Origin of the sequence: Shewanella sp. 8A (assembly GCF_023475945.1) — a bacterium.
GTDB lineage: Bacteria > Pseudomonadota > Gammaproteobacteria > Enterobacterales > Shewanellaceae > Shewanella > Shewanella xiamenensis.
On the sequence record NZ_JAMDJP010000010.1, the window covers coordinates 1 to 12,265 of the forward strand.

Genomic DNA, 12,265 nt, shown 5'->3' on the forward strand with positions numbered 1-12,265 from the left:
ACGGCCTTGAATACCAAAACGGGCTTGGGCTTGTTTGTACGTCATTTCGCCTTTTTCAACACGCTCTACAACGCCTAATTTAAAGGCTAAGGTGTAATCTCGTTGTGTGCGTTTACGGCTTGAGTTAATTGATGTTGTCATAAAGAAGTCCTCTTTATGTCAACGTATTTCAGGACGGGACAACTCAAAATAAAAAGGCAGGGATTAATCCCTGCCTTTTAGATCATTGGCCTCACCATACATTATTTTGTTGGTGAAATGGCTGAAGCGTGCATTCCTTTTGGACCTTGTTCTACTTCAAATTGAACCGGTTGGCCTGCTTTTAGAGTTCTATAGCCTTCCATTTCAATGGTAGAATAGTGTGCAAAAACGTCCTCGCCACCTTGATCAGGGCAAATAAACCCGAATCCTTTGGCGTTGTTGAACCATTTAACAGTTCCGCTTGCCATACTTCCACTTCCTTCTGTTGTCTACTTACCAGTAAGATAGTAAAACCTGTATAGACGGGATTGTTTCACCGTCTGAGCTACAGAATGTAAGGAGTAAAAGCGGAAGTCAAGCTAAAATTAACAAAGAGGTAACAACTGATTAATTTGAAGATAGCAATTGGAAGAGGACAACACGAGAGGCTAGTATTAAAAAATGGGTAAGACAGGAAACATAGAGCACGTTGAAGAACGTGTTGAATCTGAGTTAATGCCACCTTCTATGTATAAGGTGATCCTTAATAATGACGATTACACGCCAATGGATTTTGTGATTGAAGTGCTGCAAATCTTCTTTCGCAAGAATGAGCAGGAAGCCACAGATATCATGTTGACTATTCATCACCAGGGAAAGGGTATCTGCGGGATTTTCCCCTACGGCATTGCAGAAACTAAGGTGATACAAGTAAATCAATTTGCAAGACAAAACCAACATCCGTTACTGTGTTCGTTAGAGAAGGCTTAACCGCGCTTACTCTGTTGTCAGTTGTTAATTTTGGGGGTGCTTATGCTGAACAAAGATCTGGAAGTCACCTTAAATCTGGCGTTTCAGCAAGCCAGAGAGGCACGTCACGAGTATATGACGGTTGAACATCTGTTATTGGCTCTGATAGACAACCCTGCGGCTCAAGAAGCGCTAATCGCCTGTGGAGCGAATTTAGATAAACTTAGAGATGAAGTAGCAAGCTTTATCCAACAAACCACCCCAATCATTGCGGATATGGATGATGATAAAGAAACCCAACCAACGCTCGGGTTTCAGCGGGTACTGCAACGCGCCGTTTTCCATGTGCAGTCCTCGGGCCGCAATGAAGTCACTGGTGCTAATGTGCTGGTGGCCATTTTTAGTGAGCAGGAATCCCAAGCTGTTTATCTGCTGCGTCGCAGCGACATCAGCCGTTTAGATGTGGTGAATTATATTTCCCATGGTTTTTCAAAAAATGAGGACAGCGACGCTCATCAAGATCAAGAACGCATCGAAGAGCAAAGCGAAGCGAACGAAGAACGTAGCATGTTGTCGCAGTTTGCAAGCAATTTAAACCAACTTGCAAAACAAGGGGTGATAGATCCGCTGATTGGTCGTGATCAAGAAATCGAACGCGCCATCCAAACTTTATGTCGTCGCCGTAAAAATAATCCATTGTTGGTGGGTGAAGCGGGCGTGGGTAAAACTGCGATTGCTGAAGGTTTGGCTTATCGAATCGTCAATAATCAAGTGCCAGAGGTGATGGCGCAGGCGACTGTGTACTCCCTCGACTTAGGCTCCTTGCTTGCAGGCACCAAATACCGTGGCGATTTTGAAAAACGTTTCAAGAGTCTGCTTAAGGAACTCAGCGCCGATAAACACGCCATTTTATTTATCGATGAAATTCATACCATTATTGGTGCAGGCGCCGCATCGGGTGGGGTGATGGATGCCTCTAACCTGCTAAAGCCGTTATTATCGAGCGGTAATTTGCGTTGCATGGGCTCAACCACGTTCCAAGAATATCAGAGTATTTTTGAGAAAGATCGTGCACTGGCGCGCCGTTTCCAAAAGGTCGATATTAATGAACCTTCAGTGGCTGAAACCACTAAAATTCTGATGGGTTTAAAGTCTAAATACGAAGAATATCACGGCGTGCGTTACACCCAAGCGGCGATTAACAGCGCGGCAGAGCTGTCGGCAAAACACATTAATGACCGGCATTTACCCGATAAAGCCATCGATGTGATCGATGAGGCGGGTGCGCGCATGGCTATGCTGCCACAGAGCAAACGTAAGAAAACCATCGGTCAGGCCGAGATTGAAACCATTGTGGCGAAGATTGCTCGGATCCCAGAAAAATCAGTCTCCGCCAGCGACAAAGATTTACTGCGTAATCTGGAGCGTAATCTTAAAATGGTGGTCTTTGGCCAAGATAAGGCCATTGAGAGTCTCAGTTCAGCTATTCGCTTATCTCGTAGTGGTTTAGGCACAGATAAAAAACCTGTTGGCAGCTTCTTATTCGCGGGACCCACAGGTGTGGGTAAGACCGAAGTCACCAATCAGTTGGCTAGCTGTTTAGGGATGAAACTGGTGCGCTTTGATATGTCTGAGTACATGGAAAGCCATACGGTTTCTCGTTTGATTGGTGCTCCTCCTGGATACGTAGGATACGACCAAGGTGGTTTACTCACCGATGCTGTAATTAAAAATCCCCATTGCGTGGTGTTGCTCGATGAAATCGAAAAGGCTCACCCCGATGTCTATAACCTATTGCTGCAAGTCATGGATCACGGCACCTTGACCGATAACAACGGTCGCAAGGCTGACTTTAGACATGTCACCTTAGTGATGACAACAAACGCTGGGGTTCAGGAAACGATCCGTAAGTCTATCGGCTTTACTCAGCAGGATCATACTCAAGATGCCCTGTCGGAAATCAACCGAGTCTTTTCACCAGAGTTCCGTAACCGTTTAGATTCCATAATATGGTTCAACCATTTAGACATGACTATCATCGCCAGAGTGGTCGATAAATTCTTGGTGGAATTGCAGGCGCAATTGGATGCGAAACATGTCGTGCTTGAAGTCAGCGATGAAGCTAGAACCTTACTCGCCGAGAAAGGCTATGATAAGAGTATGGGCGCGCGGCCAATGGCCCGTGTGGTGACAGAGCTTATCAAACGTCCGTTGGCGGATGAAATCCTCTTCGGTGAGCTTGAGCATGGCGGTATCGCCCATGTCGATGCGAAGGATGGCGAAATCGTCATCCTCTGTGAACGGCATGAGAAGAGTACCAGCAAAGTGTAAGAGCTCGAAAAATAAAAATGGCTGCAATTGCAGCCATTTTTCTTATCTTTCGCCAACAAAAAAACCCGGCCTCGCCGGGTTCTTAAACTAAAGGAGAATATTAGCGTGCGCGGAAGACAATACGACCTTTTGTCAGATCATAAGGAGTCAACTGGACTGTTACTTTGTCACCAGTCAGGATGCGGATGTAGTTTTTGCGCATTTTGCCAGAAATGTGGGCTATCACCACATGACCATTTTCAAGCTCTACGCGGAACATTGTGTTTGGCAAGGTTTCAAGGATAGTGCCTTGCATTTCAATGTTGTCTTCTTTCGCCATTAATTAGTTATCCCATTAGCCTTCGAATATAAAAAACCGGCGTATCATGCCGCAAATTCACTTGGCTGTAAAGGGGAAGTGCCTAGCAAACTTGGGAATACTCCCAGCCTTGGGGGGTTAAAATCTGGTAAGGACGGTATAAACGCTTGTAGGACATTTTTCGATTGGCATCAATTTGATATCCAAGATACAGAAATTCTTTGTCCTGTAATTTTGCTAAGCGGCACTGGAGTAAAATCAGCAGTGAGCCAAGGGAGCGGCGTTCTTCGTCGGGGTCAAAATAACTATAAATAGCCGACAAACTATTGGGGAGTGTATCTGTCACTGCAACCGCTAAAAGTCGATTACCATCATAGACTTCGATAAAGGTTGGCGGTAGCCAATGGCAAAATAAAAACTGCTCATATTGCGACTTACTCGGGGGGAACATGGGGCCATCGAAGTGGCGCTCACGGATATATTTTTCATACAGGGCATATTGGGCCTCGGTATGTTCAGAGGTAATACGCCAAGTTAAATCACGGTTATGGGCTAAGGTGCGTTTTTGCCGTTTAGAAGGCATAAACTCATTAATAGGTAACCGAATCGGCTGACAGGCACTGCAACGAGGACAGCGAGGTTTATAGATGGCGCTGCCACTGCGGCGAAAACCTATGGCGAGTAGCCGCTCAAATAGTATTGGGTCGAGGGTTTCCTCCTGAATGACTAACAGTTGCTCCTGCTGACCATCGAGGTAACTGCAGGGGAAAATTTGGCTGATCCCAATGGCGATTGGGGTGTTACTCGCGTTAGAGTTCAAGTGTGACCTCACTTGGTATCCAAGCTGCAGGATTGACCGTGTTATCCCTAAACTGGGTTAAGAGTTGTATAAAGTTCGCACGTTTAACGGGTTTTGCCCCTAAGCTCTCAAGGTGGGGATTCATTACCTGTGCATCGATAAGTTTAAAATTCATTTTGATTAAATGTTGTTGCAACACCGCCATGGCTGCCTTTGACGCATTGGTTTCGCGGTGGAACATGGATTCGCCACAAAACACTTGGCCGATGGCGAGACCATAAAGCCCACCGATTAATCGCTCACCGTGCCAAACTTCGATTGAGTGGGCATGGCCATTATGGTGTAGCTCACGGTAGGCCATTTGAATTTCATGGGTTATCCAAGTGCCAGCTTGTTTACGCCGAGGTTGAGCACAACCCGCCATCACATCGGTAAAGGCATGATTGATGGTATAGCGCCAAGGCTGTTTTTTTAAATATTTACGTAAACTTGTGCTGATATTCACTTGGCCTGGAATAAAAATGGCGCGGGGATCGGGTGACCACCATAAAATAGGATCCTCGGCGTTAAACCAAGGGAAAATGCCGTGATAATAGGCGGTCAACAAACGCTCTGGGCGTAGGTCACCACCTATCGCCAATAAGCCGTTTGGATCGGTGAGGGCGAGTTCGGGTGAAGGAAAAGCTTCAAATTCGTGATTCAGAAAAGACAGTGAGTTCACAATTGCGTATGATTCAGTAATAGACCCTTATACTAAGTTAGCGGAAATTCGGATATGTGGAAACCTACACTAGCGAGCTTTATGTTTATTTGTGCTTTAGTGATTTCTCCGGTGCAAGCAGGTTACGATCGTAATCAGGCGGTGCCGGTCGAAAAAGTCCTCTATGGCGATATTAACTCGGTACGCAATATCACCGAAACCCAATTGATTGAAGACAGAAACCAAGGTTGGAAAACTTTCGGTGGCGCATTAGCGGGTGGGGTGATTGGTCATCAATTTGGTGGCGGCTCAGGCCAAGATATCGCGACAGTGTTGGGGGCGTTGATTGGCGCTGGGGTTGGCAATCGTTATGGCAGTGGCACCACGGTGCAATCGCTCAAGCTCGTGGAGCTGATGATCTCTCAGGAAGACGGCACGCAAGTCATGGTGATCCAAGATTATGATCCTGGCATGGTGTTCAATGCGGGGGATAGGGTACGTGTGGTGTACCTGCAAGGTGGGGTTCGCGTTGATTTAGCCATGTAACTAAGCCATGCAACTAACGCGAGGAAATTAAGCCTAACTGCCAAACATTAATAAAGAACGTTAAACGGTGATGGAATGACAAGGACAGAACTAACCCAATATTTAGCCGATTTTTTGCGGATATCGGCCTTTAAAGATTACGCCCCCAATGGTTTGCAGGTTGAAGGTAAAGCAGATATCCGCACCATAGTGACAGGTGTGACTGCTTGCCAAGCGTTAATCGATGAAGCGATTCGCCTCAAAGCCGATGCGATTTTGGTTCACCATGGTTTTTTCTGGAAGAGTGAGCCTGAGGTGATCACTGGCATGAAGCAGCGCCGAATCAAAGCCTTACTCGCCCACGATATCAATCTGTTTGGTTATCACTTGCCCTTAGATGCCCATCCAATGTTAGGTAATAATGCGGTCTTAGGCCGCAAACTGGGGATCATCGATGCTGAAGCAGTAGAAGATGTGGCACAGGGATTAGTGTGGCGTGGAAAGCTCGATTTGCCCGTCAGTGCCAGTGAATTTGCCGCGACCTTAGACGAAGTGCTTGGCAGAGCGCCGCTGCATATAGGCGAGAGTTCGGATGAAATCCAATATTTAGCTTGGTGTACGGGCGGTGCGCAGGATTATATCGATGTTGCCGCGAGTCTCGGTGTGGATGCGTTTATCAGTGGCGAAGTGTCAGAGCGTACCTTCCATAGCGCCGTGGAGCAGGGAATTCACTATTATGCGGCGGGTCACCATGCGACCGAGCGTTTTGGTATTGAGGCGCTGGGGCGTCATCTCGCTCGCGAATTTAATTTGGTGCACCATTTTGTAGATATCGCTAACCCTGTTTAACAATCTTGCTTTATCGACATCTGGTAAATGAAAGGCGAGCCATGCTCGCCTTTGTCTTATGTAAATCAACCTTAAGTTCAAATCAGTCCTAAGTTTAAATAAGCCCTAGGGTCGACAGGATAAAAATGCCTAAGGTGCAGGTGAGCAGCGAGCAAACGGTGGTTAAGGCGATAATATTGGCCGCAAGCGTGGCATTTCCTCCCATGGCCCGCGCCATCACATAACTTGCGGCTGCTGTGGGCGCGGCGCTCATCAAAAACACTAAGGCAAGTTCAACTCCGCGATAGCCAAGTATCAAGGCGCCTAGGGTGATAAACAGTGGCGCAAAGATAAGTTTTAAGGCGGTCGAGAACCAAGTGGCATACTTTTCATGTCTGAGCGAGCCAATATCCAATGAACCGCCTGTACACAGCAGTGCTAATGGGAGTGTCATATTGGCAAAGTATTGCCCAGCATCGAGGACCATTTTCGGTAAGGGGATCGCCAGCAGATAAAACAACATGCCGAGTATAATGGCAATGATCAGCGGATTTTTGGTGATGGTTTTAATGATCACCGCAAAAGCGCGGCGGCTTGATTCCTCCCCCTTAGGACTCAAGCAAATCACGGCTTGAATATTGTAGAGCAGCGTCATGGACGCGACATAAACGGCCGCTAAAGCAACGCCTGATTCGCCATAGGCATTAGAGACATAGGCTAAGCCGATAATGGCGGTATTGGCCCTAAATCCCCCTTGAATGATGACGCCTTGATCCTTCGGCTCGGGGAAAAATCGTTTTGTCGTGTAGGTTGAGAGGATAAAAAACAGCAAGTTGGCGAGTAAGCCATAACCTATTAGTGGCGCACTGGCGGCAAGCTCGTGGTGCGAGCTGATGATGCTGAGAAACAACAACGCTGGCAGGGTGACATTAAAAACCAGCTTAGAGGCGACATCAATAAAGTGCTCGTCAATCACATGAGTGCGTTTAAGCATCACGCCCAGGGCTAACATTAAACAGATGGGACCGGTTATTGAAGCAGAAAACAACAGCTGCTCAATGATATTACCCATAACTTCTCCTCGAAAATTCCATAGTGCGTTGTCGCTGAATCAGTGCAGCTTAGCCATAGCCGCGATAGTGTCGCACTGTCAGTCACTTGTCGAGGCCACATCAACTTACGCTCCCTGATAAAGCGTAAAGGAATGTGTGTTTAATAAATAAGGCCGCATTAAATGCGGCCTTATGTCTACTTACCTGTAACTTGACGGGTGTGTAGTGTCGATTACTTCACCCGCATACCAGGCTGTGCACCTTCATGGGGTTCTAAAATCCACAAATCGCTGCCACCAGGACCTGCTGCCAATACCATGCCTTCTGACATGCCAAAACGCATCTTACGTGGCGCAAGGTTGGCGACCATTACGGTCAACTTGCCTTCGAGATCCTCTGGCGAATAGGCTGATTTAATGCCTGCAAATACCTGACGGGTTTCGCCGCCGATATCAAGTTGCAGTTTTAACAGTTTGTCGGCTTCGGCTACATGCTCGGCTTTGACGATACGGGCGATACGCAGGTCGATTTTAGCGAAATCGTCATAACTGATGGTGTCGCTAATTGGATCGGTTGCTAATGGGCCTTTAGGCGCTTCTGGCTCGGCCGTGGCCTGCAGATTTTCCTTAGAGTCGGCCACCATAGCTTCAACTTTGTCTAGCTCAACACGCTGCATCATGGCTTTAAATGGCGCAATTTCATGGCCAGCCATATCTTGGCCTAAGCCATCCCACGTTAAGGTTTGTTGGAAGAAGGCTTCAACGTCTTGTGCTAAGCGTGGTAACACAGGCTTTAAGTAAGTCACCAAAATGCGGAACAGGTTCAGCGCGTTTGAACACACTTGGTGCGCCGCTTCCTGTTGATCATCTTGCTTCACTAACTGCCAAGGCGCCGCATCGGCGACAAAACCGTTGGCGATGTCCGCGAGTGCCATGATTTCACGCATCGCTTTACCGTATTCACGGGTCTCATAAAACTCAGCGATTTGTTCTTGTTTGGCTAAAAACGCCTCAGTTAGCGTGGTATCCGCAATTTTCGCGAGCTTGCCATCGAAGCGCTTAGTGATAAAACCTGCGGTGCGCGAGGCTAAGTTCACTAGCTTACCGACTAGATCTGAATTCACTCGCTGGGCGAAATCTTCCAGATTTAAATCTAAATCGTCGATACGGCTACTGAGTTTGGCCGCGTAGTAGTAGCGTAAATATTCAGGATCTAAGTGATCTAAATAGGTGCGGGCTTTAATAAAGGTGCCCTTAGATTTAGACATCTTAGCGCCGTTCACTGTGACATAACCGTGGGCGTAAACGCTGTTAGGTTGACGGTAGCCCGATCCATGGAGCATCGCAGGCCAGAACAGACTGTGGAAATAAACGATATCTTTACCGATAAAATGGTAAACCTCGGCTTTAGAATCCTTGGCCCAAAATTCGTCAAAGCTCAGCTCGGGGCGTTTGTCACAGAGGTTTTTGAATGAGCCCATGTAGCCGATAGGCGCATCTAACCACACGTAGAAGTATTTGCCCGGTGCATCTGGGATCTCAAAGCCAAAGTAAGGCGCATCGCGGGTGATATCCCATTGCTGCAGACCCTGTTCGAACCATTCGTCGAGTTTGTTGGCCATTTCGGTTTGCAGTGCACCCGAACGCGTCCACTCTTTAAGCATGTCTTCGAAGGCAGGTAAGTCGAAGAAGAAGTGCTCAGTGTCCTTCATCACTGGCGTGGCACCCGATACCGCTGATTTTGGATTGATAAGCTCAGTCGGGCTGTAAGTTGCGCCGCAGGCATCACAGTTGTCGCCGTATTGATCGGGCGATTTACACTTAGGGCAGGTGCCTTTTACGAAGCGATCGGGCAGGAACATCGACTTCTCAGGGTCAAATAGCTGAGAAATGCTCTTGCTTTTGATATAGCCATTAGCGCGCAGTTTTAAGTAAATATCGCTCGCCAGCACGCGGTTTTCGTCACTGTGGGTGCTGTGATAATTATCGAAGGCGATATTAAAATCGGCGAAATCCTGCTGATGCTCTTTGTTGACTTGAGCAATCATTTCTTCAGGCGCCATACCTAATTGCTGCGCCTTGAGCATAATCGGTGTGCCGTGGGCATCATCGGCACAAATATAGTGGCACTCATGTCCACGAAGTTTTTGATAACGCGACCAGATATCCGTCTGGATGTATTCCAGCATGTGACCTAAATGAATCGGTCCGTTCGCGTAGGGAAGTGCGCTGGTCACGAGAATTTTACGTTGTGAAGTTGCCATCTTGTCTCAAATATCGTGGTGGGCCAAAAATAATGGTAGAGATACTAACCGATTACAGGATGATTTTCATCAAAACCTGAGTCGATTGGGTTAAATCTGCGCTAATGTTTTTGTCATTATCTGGTACACTTGGGCAAATTTATTGGTGGGGGTAATTCTTTTGTCTTCAACTCAAACTGATTATCGTTTAAGTGACGATCTTCTCGGGCCAGTTCTGGCCATTCTCGATGCATATATCGACCCGTATTTAGCGAAGGGTTTAGTTAGCGCAGGATGCGTTAATAAATTGGCGATTGAAGGTAAGCGTTTGCAGCTTGGCTTAGTCTATCCATACCCTTGTATGACTCAATACCGCGATACCGTGATGGCGCTGACCAACAAACTCGCTGTGCTGGATGCCATCGATGAGGTTGAGTGTGAAATCGATTTTCAACCTAAGGTGTATTCGGCGATTGCTTCTATCGCACCGATTGCCAATGTGAAGCAAGTGATTGCTGTCGCGTCCGGCAAAGGCGGTGTGGGTAAATCAACCACGGCGGTCAATCTTGCTTTAGCACTGGCCGCTGAGGGCGCACAGGTTGGTATTTTAGATGCCGATATTTATGGTCCTTCCGTCCCATTAATGCTTGGGATCCCCAACTTCAGGCCCGTTTCCCTCGATGGTAAACACATGAGCGCCGCCAGTGCCCATGGTATTGCCGCTCAGTCGATTGGGTTTATGTTAAGTGGTGATGAAGCCGCAGTATGGCGTGGTCCTATGGCGGCGGGCGCGCTTGCGCAGCTGCTCAATGAAACCCAGTGGCCAGAGCTAGACTATTTAGTCGTCGATATGCCACCGGGCACGGGTGATATTCAATTAACTCTGTCGCAAAAAGTGCCAGTAAGTGGCGCGGTGATTGTGACAACACCGCAGGATATCGCTCTCGCCGATGCTAAGAAAGGCATCACCATGTTCCAGAAAGTGAATATCCCCGTTCTCGGCATTGTTGAGAATATGAGTTTCCATTTATGTCCAGAGTGTGGCCATAAAGAACACCCCTTTGGTACGCACGGTGGCAGTAAAATGGCTGAGCGTTATCAAGTTCCACTGTTAGGCGCCTTACCGCTGCACATCAATATCCGTGAAGCCATGGATGTGGGTGCGCCGACGGTTGTGGCCGAGCCTGACAGTGAAGTGGCGGCACTTTATCGGGAAATTGCCCGTAAAGTGGGCGCCGAATTGGCTCTCAAACAGAGCCAGAAAACAGTTTCTATTAGCGTATCAGATGACGAGTAAGGTTTAAGGGTATGAATTCTCAGCAGTGTGTCATTATTGCAATTGCTGGCGCGTCAGCATCGGGCAAGAGTTTAATTGCCAAGACGATTTTTGACGAACTTCGCCGCGATTTAGGCACAGATCAGATTGGGGTAATTAACGAAGACGCGTACTACCGCGATCAGAGTCATTTATCCATGGATGAGCGTGTGTTAACTAACTACGACCATCCCAAGGCGTTAGACCATCAGCTGCTATGCACACACTTGCAGTTGCTAAAGTCTGGCGAAGCTGTTGATATCCCTTGCTATAGCTATACCGAACATACGCGTATGGCCGAAACCGTTAAAATGACCCCTAAAAAAGTGATCATTTTAGAGGGCATTCTGCTGTTAACAGACCCTAAATTACGTGAATTGATGGATGCGAGCGTGTTTATGGATACGCCGCTAGATATTTGCTTCCTGCGCCGTTTAACCCGCGATGTGGCCGAGCGTGGCCGTACGATGGAGTCAGTGATTTCACAGTACAAGAAGACAGTGCGTCCTATGTTCCTGCAATTTATTGAACCTTCTAAACAATACGCTGATATTATCGTGCCTCGCGGCGGTAAAAACCGTATCGCGACCGATATTTTGAAGACTCGTATTCAACATTTACTGGCAAAATAACGACTAAAACTCAGGGAGTAAAAGGCAAGATGCGCTTAACCGATATCGAAATTGAACAGGCCCTTGATAACGGCACTATCGTTATAGAACCTCGCCCAAGCATAGATGCGATTTCTGGCGTCAGTGTGGATGTGCGCTTAGGTGGGCAATTTCGCGTCTTTAAGGATCATACTGCGCCTTTTATCGACCTCAGTGGTCCGAGTATTGAAGTGCAGGCGGCGCTCGATCGGGTGATGAGTGAAATCATCGAAATCCCCGATGGCGAAGCCTTCTTCCTACACCCCGGTGAATTGGCGCTCGCCGTGACCTATGAAAGCGTGACACTGCCTGCCGATATCGTCGGTTGGCTCGATGGCCGCTCTTCACTGGCGCGTTTAGGCCTGATGGTGCACGTCACTGCGCACCGGATTGATCCGGGTTGGCAGGGTAAAATCGTGCTTGAGTTTTACAACAGCGGTAAGTTGCCTTTAGCGCTGCGCCCACGGATGACCATTGGTGCGTTAAACTTTGAACGTTTAAGTGGCCCAGTGGCGCGTCCGTATAACAAGCGCAAAAATGCCAAGTATAAAGATCAACAGGATGCGGTTGCTAGCCGTATCAGTCAGGACTAATA

13 protein-coding genes and 1 pseudogene are annotated in these 12,265 nt (G+C 47.6%); 7 read left to right on the forward strand and 7 right to left on the reverse strand.

Features of this window, described 5'->3' with window-relative positions; genetic code table 11:
- Both M0413_RS09475 and cspD read right to left on the reverse strand, forming a co-directional pair.
- A pseudogene (locus M0413_RS09475) lies at positions 1–141 on the reverse strand (IS3 family transposase); the annotation flags it as partial.
- Positions 142–242: 101 nt separating this feature from the next.
- Positions 243–449, reverse strand: coding sequence for a cold shock domain-containing protein CspD (gene cspD, locus M0413_RS09480; protein WP_011072576.1), 207 nt, complete (start codon positions 447–449; stop codon positions 243–245).
- 193 nt (positions 450–642) lie between these two features.
- On the opposite strand from cspD, the gene clpS reads away from it, so the two are divergent.
- Positions 643–951, forward strand: a complete 309-nt coding sequence (gene clpS / locus M0413_RS09485) for an ATP-dependent Clp protease adapter ClpS (protein WP_011622425.1) — start codon at positions 643–645, stop codon at positions 949–951.
- A 42-nt stretch (positions 952–993) separates the two neighbouring features.
- Positions 994–3,261, forward strand: a complete 2,268-nt coding sequence (gene clpA, locus M0413_RS09490; protein ID WP_249553934.1) for an ATP-dependent Clp protease ATP-binding subunit ClpA — start codon at positions 994–996, stop codon at positions 3,259–3,261.
- Positions 3,262–3,361: 100 nt separating this feature from the next.
- Here the strand turns inward: clpA and infA are convergent, their stop codons facing one another.
- The 3 genes from infA to aat all read right to left on the reverse strand — a co-directional run bounded on the left by infA (position 3,362) and on the right by aat (position 5,079).
- Positions 3,362–3,580: a translation initiation factor IF-1 gene (gene infA, locus M0413_RS09495; RefSeq protein ID WP_006081934.1), complete on the reverse strand. Its 219-nt coding sequence runs from the start codon at positions 3,578–3,580 to the stop codon at positions 3,362–3,364.
- Positions 3,581–3,662: 82 nt separating this feature from the next.
- Positions 3,663–4,379 (reverse strand): arginyltransferase, encoded by a 717-nt coding sequence (locus tag M0413_RS09500; RefSeq protein WP_249553935.1) that lies wholly within the window; start codon positions 4,377–4,379, stop codon positions 3,663–3,665.
- On the reverse strand, positions 4,369–5,079 hold the full coding sequence (gene aat, locus M0413_RS09505; protein WP_069455125.1) for a leucyl/phenylalanyl-tRNA--protein transferase: 711 nt from the start codon (positions 5,077–5,079) through the stop codon (positions 4,369–4,371). The genes M0413_RS09500 and aat overlap by 11 nt, the downstream gene beginning before the upstream one ends.
- Before the next feature lie 54 nt (positions 5,080–5,133).
- Between aat and M0413_RS09510 the strand changes: the two genes are divergently transcribed.
- Entirely contained in the window at positions 5,134–5,604 is a 471-nt protein-coding gene (locus M0413_RS09510; protein ID WP_169548188.1) for an outer membrane lipoprotein, read from the forward strand.
- A 75-nt stretch (positions 5,605–5,679) separates the two neighbouring features.
- Complete coding sequence (locus tag M0413_RS09515) at positions 5,680–6,432, forward strand: Nif3-like dinuclear metal center hexameric protein (RefSeq protein WP_037426500.1); 753 nt, start codon at positions 5,680–5,682, stop codon at positions 6,430–6,432.
- A 94-nt stretch (positions 6,433–6,526) separates the two neighbouring features.
- Here the strand turns inward: M0413_RS09515 and M0413_RS09520 are convergent, their stop codons facing one another.
- Both M0413_RS09520 and metG read right to left on the reverse strand, forming a co-directional pair.
- Positions 6,527–7,483, reverse strand: coding sequence for an AEC family transporter (locus M0413_RS09520; RefSeq protein WP_249553936.1), 957 nt, complete (start codon positions 7,481–7,483; stop codon positions 6,527–6,529).
- A 212-nt stretch (positions 7,484–7,695) separates the two neighbouring features.
- The gene (gene metG, locus M0413_RS09525) at positions 7,696–9,726 is read right to left on the reverse strand and encodes a methionine--tRNA ligase (protein ID WP_249553937.1); all 2,031 of its coding nucleotides are present in this window, start codon (positions 9,724–9,726) and stop codon (positions 7,696–7,698) included.
- 160 nt (positions 9,727–9,886) lie between these two features.
- Here metG and apbC point away from each other — a divergent pair, with 160 nt between their 5' ends.
- The 3 genes from apbC to dcd are packed head-to-tail and all read left to right on the forward strand — an operon-like array spanning position 9,887 to position 12,263.
- Complete coding sequence (apbC, locus tag M0413_RS09530; RefSeq protein ID WP_037419322.1) at positions 9,887–11,002, forward strand: iron-sulfur cluster carrier protein ApbC; 1,116 nt, start codon at positions 9,887–9,889, stop codon at positions 11,000–11,002.
- A gap of 11 nt (positions 11,003–11,013) precedes the next feature.
- A complete protein-coding gene (gene udk / locus M0413_RS09535; protein ID WP_011072566.1) occupies positions 11,014–11,652 on the forward strand; it encodes a uridine kinase in 639 nt (212 codons plus the stop codon).
- A 29-nt stretch (positions 11,653–11,681) separates the two neighbouring features.
- Entirely contained in the window at positions 11,682–12,263 is a 582-nt protein-coding gene (gene dcd, locus M0413_RS09540) for a dCTP deaminase (RefSeq protein WP_037419254.1), read from the forward strand.
- Positions 12,264–12,265 lie beyond the last annotated feature (2 nt).

Coding starts and splice junctions, on each gene's coding strand:
- cspD (WP_011072576.1), bottom strand. CDS start 449: ATGGCAAGCGGAACTGTTAAATGGTTCAACAACGCCAAAGGATTCGGG.
- clpS (WP_011622425.1), top strand. CDS start 643: ATGGGTAAGACAGGAAACATAGAGCACGTTGAAGAACGTGTTGAATCT.
- clpA (WP_249553934.1), top strand. CDS start 994: ATGCTGAACAAAGATCTGGAAGTCACCTTAAATCTGGCGTTTCAGCAA.
- infA (WP_006081934.1), bottom strand. CDS start 3,580: ATGGCGAAAGAAGACAACATTGAAATGCAAGGCACTATCCTTGAAACC.
- M0413_RS09510 (WP_169548188.1), top strand. CDS start 5,134: ATGTGGAAACCTACACTAGCGAGCTTTATGTTTATTTGTGCTTTAGTG.
- M0413_RS09515 (WP_037426500.1), top strand. CDS start 5,680: ATGACAAGGACAGAACTAACCCAATATTTAGCCGATTTTTTGCGGATA.
- M0413_RS09520 (WP_249553936.1), bottom strand. CDS start 7,483: ATGGGTAATATCATTGAGCAGCTGTTGTTTTCTGCTTCAATAACCGGT.
- metG (WP_249553937.1), bottom strand. CDS start 9,726: ATGGCAACTTCACAACGTAAAATTCTCGTGACCAGCGCACTTCCCTAC.
- udk (WP_011072566.1), top strand. CDS start 11,014: ATGAATTCTCAGCAGTGTGTCATTATTGCAATTGCTGGCGCGTCAGCA.
- dcd (WP_037419254.1), top strand. CDS start 11,682: ATGCGCTTAACCGATATCGAAATTGAACAGGCCCTTGATAACGGCACT.